We start from the raw sequence: 18,620 nt of genomic DNA, 5'->3' as shown, positions 1-18,620 counted from the left end.
TGCGGCTCGCGTCCGAGCGTGCCCGCAACGTTCCGCTCTCCAAAGGACTTCACCCATGACGGACCTGCACGACAAGCCCGCACCGGCGTCCTCCGTGCCGCAGGGCGCCGCGGTTCCGGCGTATCCGACGCTCGGCGAGCTGTTCACCGCCTGGGTGGCCCGCACCCCGGACGCACCGGCCCTCACCGACGGCCGGCGGACCTGGACGTACCGCGAACTGGCCGCCCGCGCCGACCGGTTGGCCGCGCACCTGGTACGGCGGGGAGCCGGGCCCGACCGGGTGGTCGCCCTGGTCCTGCCGCGCTCCATGGAGCTGATCGCGGCCGAGCTGGCCGTCGCCCGGGCGGGCGCCGCCTTCCTGCCCGTGGACCCCGCCTACCCCGCCGAGCGCCGCGCGCTGATGCTGGCCGACGCCGCGCCCGCCGTCACCCTGGACGATCCGCGCCGGGTGGCCGAGCTGCTGGAGACCGGGGACGGCGCGGGGCACACGGCCGTGGCCGAAGCCGACCACGCCGCCTACGTCATCTACACCTCCGGTTCCACCGGCACCCCCAAGGGCGTGACGGTCACCCACCGGGGCATCGGCGGCTTCACCTCGGCCGCCGCCGAGCGGTACGCGGTCGGCCCCGGCGACCGGGTGCTCCAGTTCTCCTCGCCCAGCTTCGACGCCTCGGTCCTGGAGCTGTTCATCTCCGTCCTGTGCGGCGCCACCCTCGTCGTACCGCCGCACGGCCCCTGGCTGGGTGACGAACTCGCCGCGGTCCTGGACGAGCACCGCGTCACCCACGCGCTCGTCCCGCCCGCCGCGCTGGCCACCCTGCCCGACCCCGCGCGGGGCACCGCGCGCCGCCTGCGCACGCTGATCGTGGGCGCCGAGGCCTGCCCGGCCGGGCTCGTCGACCGCTGGGCACCCGGCCGTCGCATGATCAACTCCTACGGCCCGACCGAGGCCACCATCGTCGCCACCTGGACCGGGCCGCTCACCGCCGGCCAGGGCACCCCGACGATCGGCGGCGCCCTGCCGCACACCCGGGTGTACGTCCTCGACGCCGCGATGCGCCCCGTAGCGCCAGGCGCGGACGGCGAGTTGTTCGTGGGCGGCGACGCGGTGGCCCGCGGCTACCTGGGCCGTCCGGGCCTGACCGCCGCCCGCTTCGTCGCCGACCCCTTCGGTCCGCCCGGCGCCCGCCTGTACCGCACCGGGGACCGGGCGCGCTGGACCGCCGACGGGGAGCTGGAGTTCCTGGGCCGGCTGGACCGGCAGGTGAAGCTGCGCGGCTTCCGGATCGAACCGGGCGAGATCGAGGCGGCCCTGCGCCGGGCCAGCACCGTCGGTGAGGCCGTGGTCGTGGTCCGCGAGGACGAACCGGGGCACCAGCGGCTCGTCGGGTACGTCACCCCGGCCGGACGGCCGACCTCCGCCGACCCGGCCGGCTCCGCCACCGGGAGCCGCCCCCTGGACCCGGCCGCCCTGCGCGCCGCCGTCGCCGCCGAGCTGCCCGCCCACATGGTGCCGTCCGCGGTCGTGGTCCTGGACCGGATGCCGCTCACCCCCCAGAACAAGATCGACCGACGGGCGCTGCCCGCCCCCGAGCGCGCGGTCACCGAGGGCCGGGTGGCGCCGCGTTCGGCGGCGGAGCGGACCCTCGCCGCGATCTGGGCGGACGTCCTCGGCGTCGACGCGGTCGGCGTGACGGACGACTTCTTCGACCTGGGCGGCGAATCGATCCTCGCCGCCCGCGCCCTGGCCCGGATCCGGGACGAGCTGGGCGTACGGCTGACCGTACGGGACGTCTTCACCGCGCGTACGATCGCCGCCCTCGCCCCCCTGCTCGCCGACCCGTCGGCCGCCGCGCCGGCGGACCCGATACCGCCGGCCCCGCGCGAGGGCACGCTGCCGCTGTCCAGCGCGCAGCGGCGGCTCTGGTACCTCGACGACCTCACCGAGGGCGGCACCGAGTACAACACCGGGGTCACCCTGCGGCTGCGCGGCGCCCTGGACGAGGACGCGCTGCGCCGGTCCCTGCGCCGCCTCGCGGCCCGCCACGCCTCCCTGCGCACCACGTTCACCACGGCCGACGGGCAGGGTGCGCAGCGGGTCGCGCCGGAACCGGAGCTGCCCCTGCGGACGGCCGATCTCACCGGCGTACCCGACGCGCGCCGGGCCGAGGCCGCCGAGGAGACGCTGACCGCGGAGCTGAGCCGCCCCTACGACCTGGCGGCCGGCCCGCTCACCCGGGCCCTGCTCGTCCGGCTCTCCGCCGAGGACCACCTGCTGCTGCTGGCCCAGCACCACATCGTCACCGACGGCTGGTCGGTGGGCATCCTGACCCGCGAACTCGCCGCCCTCTACCACGCGGAGACCACCGGCGAGTCCGACGGCCTCCCGCGACCCGCCGTCCAGTACCCGGACTTCGCGGTGTGGGAGCGGCGGCAGCGGGCCACCGACGAGGATGCCGCCGACCTCGTCTACTGGAAGCGGCACCTGGCGGGCATCCAGCAGCTGGAACTGCCCACGGACCGGCCCCGTCCCGCCGTGCGCACCACCGCCGGAGCGGCCCACCGGCACACGCTGCCGGCGGAGTTGGTGGGCCGGCTGCGGCAGCTGGCCGCGGGCCGCGGCACCACGCTGTTCACCCTGTTCGCGGGCGCCTCCGCGCTGCTGTTCTCCCGCTACTCGGGGCAGCGGGACGTCGCGTTCGGAACCGTCACCAACGGGCGCGGCCGGCGGGACCTGGAGGACGTGCCGGGCTTCTTCGCCAACACGGTGGTGCTGCGCGGCGAGGTGGACGAGCGGGCGACCGTGGACCGGTTCGTGGAGAGCGTGCGGGCGACGGTCCTCGACGCCTTCGCCCACGACGCGGTGCCGTTCGACCGGGTGGTGGAGGAGCTGGCCCCGCCCCGCGACCCCAGCCGCACCCCGCTGGTGCAGGTGCTCGTCGTACAGCAGTCCGCGCTTCCCGTGCCGCCGCGCTCCGGCGGGCTGCGCCTCACGGAGCATCCGCTGCCCCGGCCGGCGGCCCGCTTCGACCTCGTCCTGGAGTTCACCCCGGACGCGGACGGCGGCTGCGCGCTGACCGCCGAGTTCAACACGGACCTGTTCGAGGCGGCGACCGTGGCCCGGCTGACCGCTCATCTGCACCGCCTGCTGGAGGGCATGGCGGACGGCCCGGGCCGCACGCTGGCCGAGCTGCCCATGCTCTCGGCCGAGGAGCAGCGCACGCTGGTGGACACCTGGAACCCGCCCGCCCGCCGGGCCCGGGACACCGGGCACGCCACGCTGCCCGAGCTGTTCCGCGCCCAGGCGGCCCGGACCCCCGACCGTACCGCCGTGATCTGCGGCCCGGTCCGGCTGGACTACGCCGAGGTCGCGCGGCGCGCCGACCGGCTGGCCCGGCTGCTCGTCGCCCGTGGCGCGGGCCCGGAGACCCTGGTCGCGCTGTGCCTGCCGCGCTCCGCCGACCTCGTACCCGTGCTGTGGGCGGTGCTCACCTCGGGCGCGGGCTACCTCCCCGTCGACCCCGCCTACCCGGCCGAACGCGTCCGCCTCATGCTCACCGACGCCCGGCCCACCCTCGTCCTCGCCACCCACGAGACCGCGTCCGCCCTGCCCACGGACTGCACCCCGCTACTCCTGGAGGACTACGCCGAGCCGGTCGTCCCCGACGGCGAACCCGCCGCGCAGGACACGGAGCCGGCCGGCGTCGGCCGGCCCGGGCCGTTGCTGCCGGACCATCCCGCCTACGTCATCTACACCTCCGGCTCCACCGGTCGCCCCAAGGGTGTCGTGGTCACCCACCGGAGTGTCGCCGCGCTGGCCGCGTGGGCGCGGGAGCGGTTCGGGGACACGGGGCTGGCCCATGTGATCGCCTCCACCTCCCTCAACTTCGACGTGTCGGTGTTCGAACTGCTCTGTCCCCTGCTGGCCGGCGGCACCGTCGAGGTCGTCACCGACCTGCCCGCGCTCGCCGACGACACCGGCCGCCGGCGGGCCGGGCTGCTCAGCGGTGTGCCGTCCGTCGTCTCCCGGCTGATCGCGGGCGGTACGGCACCCGTGACCGCGGACACCGTCGTCCTGGCCGGCGAGGCCCTGCCCGCGCCGACGGTGCACGACCTGCGCGCCGCGATGCCCGGGTCCCGGGTCGCCAACATCTACGGCCCCACCGAGGCCACCGTGTACGCCACCGCCTGGTTCGCCGGCGACCGGCTGCCGGAGCAGGCCCCGCCCATCGGCGGCCCGGTGGCCCACACCCGGGCCTACGTCCTCGACCGCTCCCTGCGGCCCCAACCCCTGGGCATCACCGGTGAGTTGTACCTGGGCGGCGGCGGGCTGGCCCGCGGCTACCTGAACCGTGCCGGACTGACCGCCACCCGGTTCGTCGCCGATCCGTTCGGCGCGCCGGGGGAGCGCATGTACCGCACCGGAGATCTGGTGCGCCGGCGCCCCGACGGCCAGCTGGAGTACGTGGGCCGGATCGACCAGCAGGTCAAGGTGCGCGGCTTCCGTATCGAACTGGGCGAGGTGGAGGAGGCGTTGCGCGGCTGCGCGGGCGTGGCCGAGGCCGCGGCCACCACCGTCACCGACGGCGACGGCCACCGGCGCCTGGTCGGTCACGTCGTCCCGGCCCCCGGGGAGCGGGTGGAACCCGAGGCGGTACGCCGGGAACTGGGCCGTACGCTGCCCGCCTCCATGGTGCCGTCGGCCGTCGTCGTGCTGGACGGCCTGCCGCTCAGCCCGAACGGCAAGGTCGACCGCGGCCGGCTCCCCGACCCGGGCCCCGCCGCGCGCGCGGTACGGCACGTCGCGCCCCGCACGCCCACCGAGCGCGCGCTCGCCGCGATCTGGGCCGAGGTGCTGCGCGTCGAACGGATCGGCGTCGACGACAACTTCTTCGAACTCGGCGGCGACTCGATCCTGAGCATCCAGGTGGTGGCCCGCGCCCGGCAGGAGGGGCTGCCGCTGACCTCCCGGGACGTCTACCGGCACCAGACGGTCGCCGCCCTCGCCCGCTGCGCGGACGCCGCCGCGGGCCCGCGCGAGGCCGCCCCCGCACCGGAGGCGGCCACCGGCCCGGCCCCGCTGACACCCATCCAGCACTGGCTGTTCGGCACCGGCGCCGAGCGCGCCGGCCACTTCTCCCAGGCCCTGTCCGTGCAACTGCCCGACGACCTGGATCCGGCGGCCCTGGAGGACGCGCTCAACGACCTGGCCGCCCACCACGACGCCCTGCGCTCCCGCTTCGTCACCGACGACACGGCCCACGGCGTCGGCTGGGTCATCGGCGACCGCGTGCCCCGCATCCGTCTGGACCGTCACACCGGACCGGACACCGACACCCCCCACTTCGGCCCCTTCGACCTCGCCCGGGGACCGCTGCTGCGGGCCGTACTGCACGACCGCGGCTCCGGCCGGCCGCGCGTCCTGCACCTCGCCGTCCACCACCTGGTGGTCGACGGCGTCACCTGGCGGGTGCTGCTGGAGGACCTGGACCGCGCCTACCGGGCCCGCCGGACCGGTGCCGACGGCGCGGCGGCGCTGCCCGCGAAGTCCTCGCCGCTGCGGGAGTGGGCGCGCCGGCTGAACGCCCACGCGGCGGACGGCGGCTTCGACGACGAGCGGGAGTACTGGGCCGAGGCGGTCCCCGGCCCCGAACCCGCCCTCCCCGTCGACCTGGCCGGAGGCACCAACACCTACGCCTCGCAGCGCGCGGTCACCGTACGCCTGAGCCCCGAAGAGACCTCGGCCCTGCTGCGCACCCTGCCCGAGACCTACCGCACCCAGGCCAACGACGTCCTGCTCAGCGCCCTCGGCCGGGCGCTGTGCGCCTGGAGCGGACGGGACCGGGTGCTGGTCGACGTCGAGGGGCACGGCCGTGAGGAACTCTTCCCCGAGCTGGACATCAGCCGCACGGCCGGCTGGTTCACCACCCGTTACCCCGTCGCGCTCGCCGTCCCCGAGGACGCCGGCTGGGACACCGTACTGAAGCGGGTCAAGGAGCAGCTGCGCGCCGTACCCCGGCACGGCCTCGGCCATGACGCGCTGCGTCACCTCGCCGGACCCGGGGCGGCACCGCACACCCCGGACGCGCAGGTCAGCTTCAACTACCTGGGCCGGACGGCGCTCCCCGAGGACCCCGACGGCCTCTACCGGGGCATCGTACGGCCGCTGGAGCTGGACGCCGACCCGGCGGCCGGGCGCCCGCACGCGCTGGAGGTCGTCGGCCACCTCGTGGGCGAGAGCCTGGAGTTCAGCTGGTTCTACTCGGACCGGCTGCACCGCGAGGACACGGTCGCCGGTCTGGCCCGGCGGTTCGCCGACGCGCTCGCCGACCTGGCCCGGCACGCCGTCCGGCCCGGCGCCGCCGGGCGCACCCCCTCCGACTTCCCGCTGGCCCGGCTCGACCAGGCCACCGTGGACCGGATCGCCGGCGCGGACCCGGCTGCGGTGGCGGACGTCCTGCCGCTCACGCCCACCCAGGCGGGCATGCTCTTCCACGGCCTGTCCCAGGACGACCGCGGTGTCTACTTCCAGCAGCTGACGTTCGTCCTCGACGGCGTGCCCGACCCCGAGGCCCTCGCCGCCGCCTGGCAGCACGTGACCGACCGCACCGAGGTGCTGCGCGGCCGGGTCGTCTGGCGGGACGTACCCGAGGCGCTGCTGGTGGTGCAGCGCCACGCGGCCCTGCCGGTCACCCACCTGGACTGGCGCGACCTCACGGAGGAGGAGCGCCGCGCCCGGCTGGACGACGTGCTGGCCCGCGACCGCGCGGACGGCATCGACCTCGGCCGGGCCCCGCTCCAGCGCCTCCTCCTCGCCCGCGTCGGCGACACCGCCGTGCGCGTCGTGTGGTCCTTCCACCATCTGCTCCTGGACGGCTGGAGCCTGTTCCAGGTGCTCTCGGACGTCTTCGCCCTCCACGCCGGCACCGGCCCCGACGTGCTCCCGGACCGGCCGCCGCACCGCGACTACGTGGCCTGGCTGCGCCGGCGCGACGGCGCCGCGGCCGAACGGCACTGGCGGCGCCGCCTGTCCGGCCTGACCGAGGCCACCCCGCTGCCGTACGACCGTGAGCCGCGCGAGGCCCACCGTGCCGAGTCCACGCACGCCGCCCGGGTCACGCTGCCCGCGGCCGGCACCCGGACGCTGGAGGAGCTGGCGCGGACCTCCGGCCTGACCCTGAACACCCTGGTGCAGGGCGCCTGGGCCGTGCTCCTTGCCCGGCAGGCGGGCCGGGACGAGGTGGTGTTCGGCACCACCGTGTCCGGACGGCCGCCCGAGCTGCCCGGCGCCGAGGCCATGACCGGCCTGTTCATCACCACCCTGCCCGCCCGGGTCGCCGTCCCCGCCCACGGCACCCTGCTGGACTGGCTGCGCGCGCTCCAGCACGACCAGAGCGAGGACCGGCGCTTCGACCATCTGCCGCTCACCCGCATGAAGACGTTCACCGGACTCCCCGAGCGGGTGGGCCTGTTCGACAGCATCGTCGTCTTCGAGAACTACCCGGTGGACGACGACCTCGCCGCCGCCCACGGGCTGCGCCTGAGCGGCCTGGAGGGCATCGAGACCACCAACTACCCGCTCAGCCTCACCGCCTACCCGGGTGCGGAGCTGGCCCTGCGCCTCGGCTACGACCCCGAGCTGTTCGACGCCGGCACCGTCGAGCGGCTGGCCGAGTACCTGACCGTCCTGCTCACCGGCATGGCCACCGGTTCGCTACGCCCGCCCGCCCGGCTCCCGTTGCTCGCCCCCGACCGCCGCGAGCAGGTGCTGTACGCCTGGAACGACACCGCCACCGGCCTGCCCGACACCACCGTCGCCGACCTGTTCGCCGCGCAGGTGGACCGTACCCCGGGCGCCGTGGCCGTGGAGGCGGGGGACGAGCGCGTCACCTACCGCGAACTCGACGCGAGAGCCGCGCGGTTGGCGTCCCGCCTGGCCGGTCACGGGGTACGGCCCGAACGGCCGGTCGGGGTGCTGATGGACCGTTCCGTGGAGCTGGTCGTCGCCCAGCTGGCCCTCGTCCGCACCGGCGGCGTGTACGTGCCGCTGGACGGCAGGGCACCGGCCGAGCGGCTGCGCCGGATGCTGACCGAGGCCGGAGCCGACCTGCTGCTCACCGACGCCGGACGGGAGGAGACGGCCCGGCAGGTGCTGCCCGGCGACGGCGTCCTGCGCGTCGACGACACCTCCGCGGCGGACGCTCCCGCGCCCCACCGCGCCGTCCATCCCGACAACGTCCAGTACCTGATGTTCACCTCGGGCTCCACCGGCACCCCCAAGGGGGTCGCGGTGCGCCAGCGGGACGTGGCCGCCCTCGCCCGGGACCGGGCCTTCGCCGGGCACGACCGGGTCCTCGTGCACTCGCCGCACGCCTTCGACGCCGCCACCTACGAGGTGTGGGTGCCCCTGCTGCGCGGCGGCACCGCCGTCCTCGCCCCGCCGACCGACCTGGACGCCGCCCAGGTCCGGCACGCCGTCACCGAGCGGCGGGTGAGCTGCCTGTGGCTGACCGCCGGGCTCTTCCGCCTGCTGGCGCAGGAGGACCCCGGCTGCCTGCGCGGCGCCCGCGAGGTGTGGACGGGCGGCGAGGCCGTGCCGGGCGCGGTCGTACGCCGGGTGCTGGACGCCTGCCCCGGCCTGACCGTCGTGGACGGCTACGGCCCCACCGAGACCACCACCTTCGCCACCCGCCGCGTCTTCCGCTCCGGCGACCCGCTGCCCGCCGTGCTGCCCATCGGACGCCCGCTGGACAACACGCGCGCGTACGTCCTCGACGCCGCCCTCCAGCTCCAGCCGCCGGGCGTTCCGGGCGAGTTGTACATCGCGGGCGCGGGGCTGGCCCGGGGCTACGCGGGCCGGCCCGGGGCGACCGCCGCCCGCTACCTCGCCGACCCCTTCGGCCCGCCCGGCGCCCGCATGTACCGCACCGGCGACATCGTGCGCTGGAGCGCCGACGGCGAGCTGCACTTCGTCGGCCGCGCGGACGACCAGATCAAGATCCGCGGCTTCCGCGTCGAACCCGCCGAGATCGAGGCCCGCCTCACCGCCCACCCCGGCATCGCCGAGGCCGTCGTCTCCCTGTACGAGGACGCCGGACGCAAGCGGCTCGCCGCCCACCTGGTACCGGCCGACGGCGCGGCGATGCCGGCCGCCGCCGCACTGCGCGCCCACCTGGCGACCGGACTGCCCGACTACATGCTGCCCGCCGCGTTCGTCACCGTGCCGGAGCTGCCCCTGACCGCCAACGGCAAGGTCGACCGGCGGCGGCTGCCCGCCCCCGACTGGTCGGCGGGCGGCGAGCGGGCCCACCGGGCCCCGCGCACCGACACCGAACGGCTCCTCGCCGGGATCTGGGCCGAACTGCTCGGCGTCCCACGGCTCGGCGTGGACGACAACTTCTTCGAGCTGGGCGGCGATTCGATCCTCAGCATCCAGGTGGTCTCCCGGGCCCGCGCCGCGGGACTCGCACTCACCCCCCGCGATCTCTTCCGGCATCCCACGGTGGCCGAACTGGCCGCCGCCACCGCCGGTGCCGCGCCCGCCGTCGCCGGCACCGAACCGGTCGCCGGAGCGGCGGACCTGATGCCGATCCAGCGCTGGTTCCTGGACCCGCGCCCGGCGGACCCCGCGTTCTTCAACCAGTCCGTCGTCATCGAGACGGCCGGAGCCGTCGACCAGGACGCCCTGCGCCACGCCCTCACCGCGCTGTGGCGGCACCACGACGCCCTGCGCGCCCGGTTCGCCCTCCACGGCGTGTGGTCCCAGGACGTCGCCGCCGCCGACAGCCCGGCCCCGGAGCTGCTCCAGGTCCACGACCCGGCGGACGAGGAACGCGTCACCACCGCGACCCACACCGGACTCCGGCTGGAAGCGGGCCCGCTGCTCGCCGCCCGCCTGTTCACCGCCGACGGCACCCGGCCCGCCCGGCTGCTGCTCGTCGCCCACCACCTGGTGGTCGACGGCGTCTCCTGGCGCATCCTGCTGGAGGACCTGGAGACCGCCTACCGGCAGGCCGCCACCGGACAGCCCGTACGGCTGCCCGCCCGCACCACCTCCGTACGGGAGTGGGCCCGCCGGCTGCGCGACCACGCCGGCTTCACCGCACAGCTCACCCACTGGGAGCGGACCGCCCGGCACTGCGCCGACCCGCTGCCCGTGGACGGCACCGGCGGCAACACCATGGCCGACGTCCGCGAGGTGACCGTCCGGCTGGACCCCGAGCGCACCGCCGGCCTCCTGCGCCGCGTCCCCGGCGTCTACCGCACCCGCGTCGACGACGTCCTGCTCACCGCGCTGGGCCGGGTCCTCGCCGACTGGACCGGACGCGACACCGTGGCCGTCGGCCTGGAGGGGCACGGCCGCGAGGACCAGCTGTTCGAGGACGTCGACCTGTCCCGCACGGTCGGCTGGTTCACCTCGCTCTTCCCGGTCGCCCTGACCGTCCCCTCAGGGGACTGGGGCACCGCCCTGAAGTCGGTGAAGGAGCAGCTGAGGGCCGTACCCGACCGGGGACTCGGCTACGGCGTCCTGCGCCACCTCGCCCGCGACCCACGGCTCACCGGCGCGCCCGCGCCCGGCATCAGCTTCAACTACCTGGGCCGCTTCGACTGGTCCGCCGACGGCGGCGCCCTGATCGGGACGGTGCCCGGCGGTCTCGGCGGCGCGGAGGCGCCCGGCGGCGAACGGCCGCACCTGCTGGACGTCGTCGCCCGGGTCGAGGACGAACAGCTGGAGATCACCTGGCACTACAGTGCCGGACGGCACCACGAGGAGACCGTCACCGCGCTCGCCGAGGGCATGCTGCGGGCCCTGGGCGACATCGTCGCGCACTGCGCGCGCCCCGACGCGGGCGGACGTACCCCGTCGGACTTCCCGCTGGCCCGGCTGGACCAGGCCGCCGTGGACCGGATCGCCGGGGACGGCCGGGACGTCGCGGACATCTACCCGCTGACCCCGATGCAGGCGGGCATGCTCTTCCACAGCCTGCTCGACCCCGACGGCCGCACCTACGTCAACCAGGTGCAGCTGGTGCTGTCCGGCGTCACCGACCCGCACGCCCTCGCCGAGGCCTGGCAGCGGACCGCCGACGCCAACCCGGTGCTCCGCACCCGCCTGGTGTGGCAGGAGACCCCGGAACCGCTCCAGGTCGTGCAGCACCGGGCCACCGTGCCGGTCATCCACCACGACTGGTCCGGCGGCCCCGGGCACGACCTGGACCGGCTGCTCGCCGAGGACCGGGAGGCGGGCATCGACCTGGGCGCGGCGCCCCTGACGCGGCTGACGCTGATCCGGCTGGGCCCGGACCGGGTCCGCCTGCTGTGGACCTTCCATCACGTCCTGCTCGACGGCTGGAGCGCGGCCCAGCTCTTCGACGAGGTGTGCGAGCGGTACGCCGCCCTCACCTCCGGGCGCCGCCCGCAGGTGCCCGAGCGCCGGCCCTTCGCCGACTACCTGCGCTGGCTGGCCGGGCGGGACACCGACGGGGCCGAGCGGTTCTGGCGCGCCATCCTCGCCGGCTTCCAGGCCCCCACCGAACTGCCCCGCGACCGGCGGCCCGCCGAGGCCCACCGCGCCTCCTCCTCGGGCTCGGTGCGGACCACCCTCGGCCCCGAGGTCTCGGCACGGCTCCGGGAGACCGCCCAGCGGGCGGGACTGACCCTGAACACCGTCCTGCAGGGCGCGTGGGCGCTGCTGCTGTCCCGCTACGGCGGCGGCGACGACGTGGTGTTCGGTACGACCGTCTCCGGCCGGCCCGCCGAACTGCCGGGCGTCACCTCGATGGTCGGCCTGTTCATCAACACCCTGCCCACCCGGGCCCGCGTCGACGGGCGCCGCCCGCTGCTGGACTGGCTGCGCGAGCTGCAGGCCGCCCAGTCGGAGGCGCGGCGCCACGACTTCGTCTCGCTGGCGCAGGTGCAGTCGTGGAGCGAGGTGCCCGGCGGCACCGGCCTGTTCGACTCCCTCGTGGTCTTCGAGAACTACCCGTTCGACGAGGACGCGCCGGCCCGGCACGGCCTGGCCATGGAGCAGGAACGGGACGTCGAGCCGACGAACTACCCGCTCAGCGTGGTCGTCGCGCCCGGGGACGACCTGGCCGTGAACCTGGACTACGACCCGGCCGTCTTCGACCCCACCACGGTGGGGGCGCTCGGCGAGAGCCTGCGCACCCTCCTGACCGGCATGGCCACCGACCCGGACCGCCGCCTGGCCGACCTGCCCCTGCTGGACCCGGCCGAGGGGCGTGCCCTGGTGGACCGGTTCGGCGGGCGGGTGACGGAAGTGCCGCGCGACACCCTGCCCGAGACGTTCCGGCGGCAGGCCGAGCGCACCCCGGACGCCCCGGCCGTCCGCCACGGCGACCAGTGCCTCACCTACCGCGAACTCGACGCCCGCTCCAGCAGGCTGGCCCGGCTGCTCATCGCCGCCGGCGCCGGACCCGAGCGGTTCGTCGCCCTCTGCCTGCCCCGCACCGCCGACCTGATCGTGGCGCTCCTCGCGGTGCTCAAGAGCGGCGCCGGCTATCTGCCGGTCGACCCCCAGTACCCGGCCGAACGCGTCGCGTTCCTCTTCGAGGACGTACGGCCCGACGCCGTGATCACGACCGCGGAGACCGCGGGACGGCTGCCCGAGGGCCCCTTCACCCGTATCGTCCTGGACGACGACCCGAGTGCCGGCGTCCCGGACACCCCCGTCGGCGACGACGAGCGGCACGGCACCCTGCTGCCCGGCCACCCGGCCTATGTCATCCACACCTCCGGCTCGACCGGCCGCCCCAAGGGCGTGGTCGTCAGCCACGCCTCCGTACTGGCCCTGACCGACTGGGCGGCGGCCGAGTTCACCGGCCGCGGACTGGCCCACGTGGTGGCCTCCACCTCGCTCAACTTCGACGTGTCGGTCTTCGAGATCTTCTCGCCGCTGCTGGCCGGCGGCTGCGTGGAGGTCGTCCGGGACCTGTTGGCCCTCGCCGAGCGCCCCGGGCCCTGGCGGGCCGGACTGCTCAGCGCGGTGCCCTCGGCCCTGGACCGGCTGCTAGCCGAGGACGCCGTGCGGATCACCGCGGACACCGTCGTCCTCGCGGGAGAGGGGCTGCCCGCCCGGACGGTACGCCGGGTCCGCGCGGCCGTCCCCGGATGCGCGGTGCGGAACATCTACGGCCCCACCGAGGCCACCGTCTACGCCACCGCGTTCACCTGCGACCCGGCCGACCCCGACCGCGACCCTCCGATCGGCCGGCCGCTCGGCGGCGCCCGCGCCTACGTCCTGGACGAGCGCATGCGCCCGGTGCCCGTCGGCGCGCCCGGCGAGCTGTTCCTCGCCGGAACCGGCGTGGCCCGCGGCTATCTGCGCCGGCCCGGCCTCACCGCGAGCCGCTTCCTGCCCGACCCGTTCGGCCCGCCCGGCAGCCGCATGTACCGCACCGGCGACCTCGTCCGCTGGACCGCCGACGGCGACCTCGTCTACCTCGGGCGCGGCGACGACCAGGTGAAGGTACGCGGCTTCCGCATCGAACTGGGCGAGGTGGAAGCCGCACTGGCCCGCCACCCGTCCGTCGCCGCGGCGGCGGCCCGAGTGGTCGACCACTCCGGCCACCGCCGCCTGATCGGGTACGTGGTGCCCCACGCGCGGGACTCCGCCGGTGATGTGGTGCCCCGCCCGGGCGGCCTTCCCGACCCCGCCGAGCTGCGTGACTTCCTGGGCCGCAGTCTCCCCGACCATCTCGTCCCCGCCCTGATCGTGCCGTTGGAGCGGCTGCCGCTCGGGGCCACCGGCAAGCTCGACCGACGGGCGCTGCCCGCACCGGAGTGGGCCGTGCCCGCCGTGGGGGAGGCTGGCCGGCCGCCGCGTACCGAGGCCGAGCAGGTCCTCGCGGCCATCTGGTCCGAGGTGCTCGGTGTGCCCGAAGTCGGTATCGATGACAACTACTTCACGCTCGGCGGCGACTCCATCCTCGGCATCCAGATCGTCTCGGCGGCCCGCCGGGCCGGGCTCGCCCTGACCCCCCGGCACCTGTTCACGCACCAGACCCTCGCCGAACTGGCCTGCGCCGCCGAGCGGTTGCCGGTGGCCGCCGTGACCGCCGAGCAGGGCCCGGTGACCGGCGACGCCCCGCTCACCCCCGTACAGCACTGGCTCCTCGACACCCTCGCCGGTGATCCCGCGCACTTCAGCCAGACGGTCTCCTTCGAGCTGGCGGCGGAGCCCGACGAGTCGCTGCTGCGGGCCGCCCTGGCAGCCGTACTGGAGCACCACGACGCGCTGCGGCTGCGCTTCGAGCAGGCCGGTGACGGGCGCTGGCGGCAGTACGGCACCGCGCCCGACGGCACCCCGCACCTGGAGGTGCATGCGCAGGCGGCGCCCGGCGAGGTGGCCGACGCCCTCGCCGCGGGCTTCGACCTGGCCGCCGGACCGCTGCTGCGGGCCGCGCTGTGCCGGCCGGCCGACGGCGGGCGGCCGGTGCTGCTGCTGGCCGCCCACCACCTGGTCGTGGACGCCGTGTCCTGGCGGCTCGTCCTGGAGGACCTGGACACCGCCTACCGCGCCCTGCGGCACGGCGAGCGACCCGCCCTCGCCCCCAAGAGCACCTCGTTCCGGGCCTGGGCCCGGCGGCTCGCCGCGCACACCGCGGCGGGCGGCTTCGACGGCGAACTCGCTCACTGGCGGAGCCTGGACGCCGGCACCGACCTGCCGGCCGACCACACCGGCGGCGCGAACACCGTCGCCGTCGAGGAGACCCTGACCGTCGGACTCGACGCCGAGGAGACCCGCCGGCTCCTCCAGGACGTGCCGGACGCCTACCGCACCCGGGTCAACGACGTCCTGCTGTGCGCCCTGGGGCGGGTCCTGGCCCGCTGGACCGGCCGGGACCGGGTGGCGGTGACCCTGGAGGGCCACGGCCGCGAGGAGCTGTTCGAGGACGCCGACCTCGCCCGGACCGTCGGCTGGTTCACCACCCTGTACCCGGTCGTCCTGGACGTGCCCCGGGACGCGGATACAAGCACGGCGCTGAAGGCCGTCAAGGAGAACCTGCGGGCCGTACCGCACGGCGGACTCGGCTACGGCGCGCTGCGCCACCTGCACCCCACGGCCGGCTCCGAACTGCCCGCCCTGCCGCCGGTCTGCTTCAACTACCTGGGCCGGCCGGACGCGACACCCGCCCCGGGCGGACTGCTGCACGCGCCCCTCGGCGGCCTCACCGGCGGCATGGACCGCTCGGCGGAGCGCCCGCACCTCCTCGACGTGCTCGGCCGGGTCATCGACAACCGGCTGGAGTTCACCTGGTCGTACTCCCGTGAGGTGCACCGGCGGGAGACCGTCGCCCGGCTGGCGGCCGAGCTGGCCGACGAACTCCGCGCGATCGTCCGGCACTGCGCGGAACCCGGCGCCGGCGGCCGTACCCCCTCCGACTTCCCGCTCGCGCCGCTGGACCAGACGGCCGTCGACCGGCTCGTCGGCGGCGGAGGGGACGTCACGGACGTGTATCCGCTCACGCCCACCCAGACGGGCATGGTGATGCACGGCCTGGACGAGGCCGCACACGGCCTGTACGTCGAGCAGATCACCTTCGTGGCGGACGGCGCCCGTGATCCGCGGACCCTGGCCGCCGCCTGGCGGCACGTCGTGGACCGCACGCCCGTACTGCGTACGTCCGTCGCCCTGCACGGCGTACCCGTGCCGCTCCAGGTCGTCCACCGGGACGTGACCCTGCCGGTCACCGAACACGACTGGAGCGGGATCCCGGCGGACCGGCGCGACGCGGAGCTGGAGCGGCTGCTCGCCGACGAGCGGGCCCGGGGCCTCGCCCTGGACCGGGCCCCGCTGCTGCGGCTCGCCCTGGTCCGGCTCGGCCCGGACGCGGTCCGTGTGGTGTGGACGTTCCATCACGTCCTGCTGGACGGCTGGAGCGTCTTCCACGTCCTGTCCGACGTCATGGCCGCGCACGCCGCCCTGGCCCGAGGCGAGCGGCCCCGGCTGCCCGAGCGCAGGCCGTTCGCGGACTACGCCGCCTGGCTGGCCGCCCGCGACACCGGCCGGGCGGAGGAGCACTGGCGCGCCGTCCTGGCCGGCCTGAGCAGCCCGACCCCGCTGCCGTACGACCGACGGCCCGCCCCTGACGCCACGGCCCGCTCCGGCACCTGGCTGTCGCGGCGGCTCGGCGCCGACGAGACACGGCGGCTCCAGGAGTTCGCCCGCCGGCACCGGCTCACCCTCAACACCCTGGTGCAGGGCGCCTGGGCGCTGCTGCTGGCGCGGTGGAGCGGGGAGCGGGAGGTGTGCTTCGGCACCACCGTCTCCGGGCGGCCCGCCGACCTGCCCGGCGCCGACACCATCACCGGCCTGTTCATCACCACGCTGCCCGCCCGGATAGACGTCGACGGCGCGGCCCGCTGCGACACCTGGCTGCGCGCGGTGCAGGAGGCCCGGGCAGAGGACCGCCGGCACGACCACATGCCCCTCAACGCGCTGCACTCGTTCAGCCAACTCCCGGCGGGTACACCGCTTTTCGGCAGTCTGGTGGTCTTCGAGAACTACCCGGTCGGCGACGCCACCGCGGGCGCGCACGGCCTCGCCCTGCGGGACCTGGACGCGCGGGAGGCCACCAACTACCCGCTCACCGTCGTCGTCTCGCCCGGCGACCGGCTCGCCGTCGAACTCGGCCACGACCCGCGGTACTTCGACCGGGCCACCGCCGAATCCCTGGCCGACCGGCTGCTGCACACCCTGCACACCCTGGCCGCCTCGGACGGCACCGCCCGTCTCGACGACATCGACGTACTGCCGCCCGCGCAACGGGACCGGCTGCTGCGCGGCCCGGCCCGGCCCCCGCTCGGCCCGGTGCCCGCCGCCCCCCTGCCCGCCCTCGTCGAAGCCGCCGTGGACCGGTGGCCGGACGCCCCCGCGCTCGACGCGGCCGGAACGACGACCGGCTTCGCGGAGGTGGAGGACCGGGCCAACCGGCTCGCGCACCGGCTCATCGCCCGGGGCGCCGGACCCGGCGACCTCGTCGCGCTGCTGCTGCCCCGCTCGGCGGACATGGTGCTGGCCCAGCTCGCGGTGGCGAAGACCGGCGCCGCGTTCCTGCCCGTCGACCCCGCCCACCCCGAGGAGCGGATCGCGCTGATGCTGCGCGACGCGGCCCCCGCCCTCACCCTCGACGCCAAGGAGATCGCCGGCCTGCTCGCCGCCCCGCCGGACGACGTCCCCGGACACCGGCCCACCGACGCCGACCGGACCCGCCCGCTCGACCTGGACGACCCGGCGTACGTCATCTACACCTCCGGCTCCACCGGCACCCCCAAGGGCGTCGTCGTCACCCACCGCGGGCTCGCCGCGTTCTCCGCCGCCGAGGCCGCCCACTACCAAGTGGCCGCGGGCGACCGGGTGCTGGCGTTCGCCACGCCCAGCTTCGACGCCTCCGTGCTGGAGCTGTGCATGTCCCTGCCGCACGGCGCCCGGCTCGTCGTACCCCGCCCGGGCCCGCTGCTCGGCGCCGAACTGGCCGACACGCTGCGGGCCGAGCGCATCACGCACACCCTGCTGCCGCCGGCCGCGCTCGCCACCCTGCCCGCCGACACGCCCGGCACGCTGCCGGACCTGAAGACGCTGATCGTCGGCGCCGACGTGTGCGGGGCCGAACTCGTCGCCCGCTGGGCCCCGCACCACCGCATGGTCAACTCCTACGGCCCCACCGAGGCCACTGTCGTCGCCACCTGGTCCGCGCCCCTGGAGGCGGACGGCACCGCACCGCCCATCGGGCGCCCGCTGCCCGCCACCGGCGCCCACGTCCTCGACGCCCGGCTGCGGCCGGTCCCCGACGGCGCCACCGGCGAACTGTGGCTGAGCGGACCGGCGCTGGCCCGCGGCTACCTCGGCCGGCCCGGACTGACCGCGTCCCGGTTCCGCGCCGACCCGTTCGGGCCGCCCGGCACCCGCATGTACCGCACCGGCGACCTGGTGCGCCGCGACAGCGGCGGCGAGCTGCACTACCTGGGCCGCACCGACCACCAGCTGAAGCTGCACGGCCACCGCATCGAGGCGGGCGAGGTCGAGACGACCCTGGTCCGCCACCCTGGGGTGCTGGACGCCGTGGTGACCGTACGCGAGGACGAACCGGGCCTGCCGCGCCTGGTCGCCCACCTGCTCACGGCCCCCGGCGCCGAACCGCCCACCGCCGACGGACTGCGGGCGCTGGCCGCCCGCTCGCTGCCGGTCGCCATGGTGCCGACGGCGTTCGTGGTGCTGGACCGCTTCCCGCTCACCGAGAACGGCAAGACCGACCGGGCCGCCCTGCCCGCACCGGAACCCGCCGAGGAGCGGGAACGGCCCCAGTACGTGGCACCCCGCACGCCCACCGAGGAGGCGCTGGCGGCCATCTGGGAAGAGAACCTCCAGACGGCCGTGGGCGCCGAGGACGACTACTTCCTGCTCGGCGGCGACTCCCTGCGCGCCCTGCTCATCGCCTCCCGCGCCGGCGACGCGTTCGGCGTCACGCTCACCCCCCGCGACGTCCTCGTCTCCCGGACCGTCGCCGCGCTCGCGGAACTCGTCGAGGAACAGGTGCTGAGCGAACTCGAAGACGCCGCGTACGGCGGCCACGACCACGAACGGTGAGGATCCGACG

1 protein-coding gene is annotated in these 18,620 nt (G+C 76.1%); it reads left to right on the top strand.

The window, feature by feature from the left end:
• The first annotated feature begins 55 nt into the window (after positions 1-55).
• Positions 56-18,610, top strand: a complete 18,555-nt coding sequence (locus tag ABZ937_RS24120) for a non-ribosomal peptide synthase/polyketide synthase (protein WP_361695093.1) — start codon at positions 56-58, stop codon at positions 18,608-18,610.
• The last annotated feature ends 10 nt before the right edge of the window (positions 18,611-18,620 follow it).

The organism is Streptomyces sp. NPDC046727, from assembly GCF_040645635.1.
In the GTDB taxonomy this organism is placed as follows: Bacteria; Actinomycetota; Actinomycetes; order Streptomycetales; family Streptomycetaceae; genus Streptomyces.
This window is presented reverse-complemented; position numbering and strand designations above follow the sequence as displayed.

Bases quoted from the DNA above. Each gene is read 5' to 3' on its own strand.
- ABZ937_RS24120 (WP_361695093.1), top strand. From the start codon at position 56: ATGACGGACCTGCACGACAAGCCCGCACCGGCGTCCTCCGTGCCGCAG.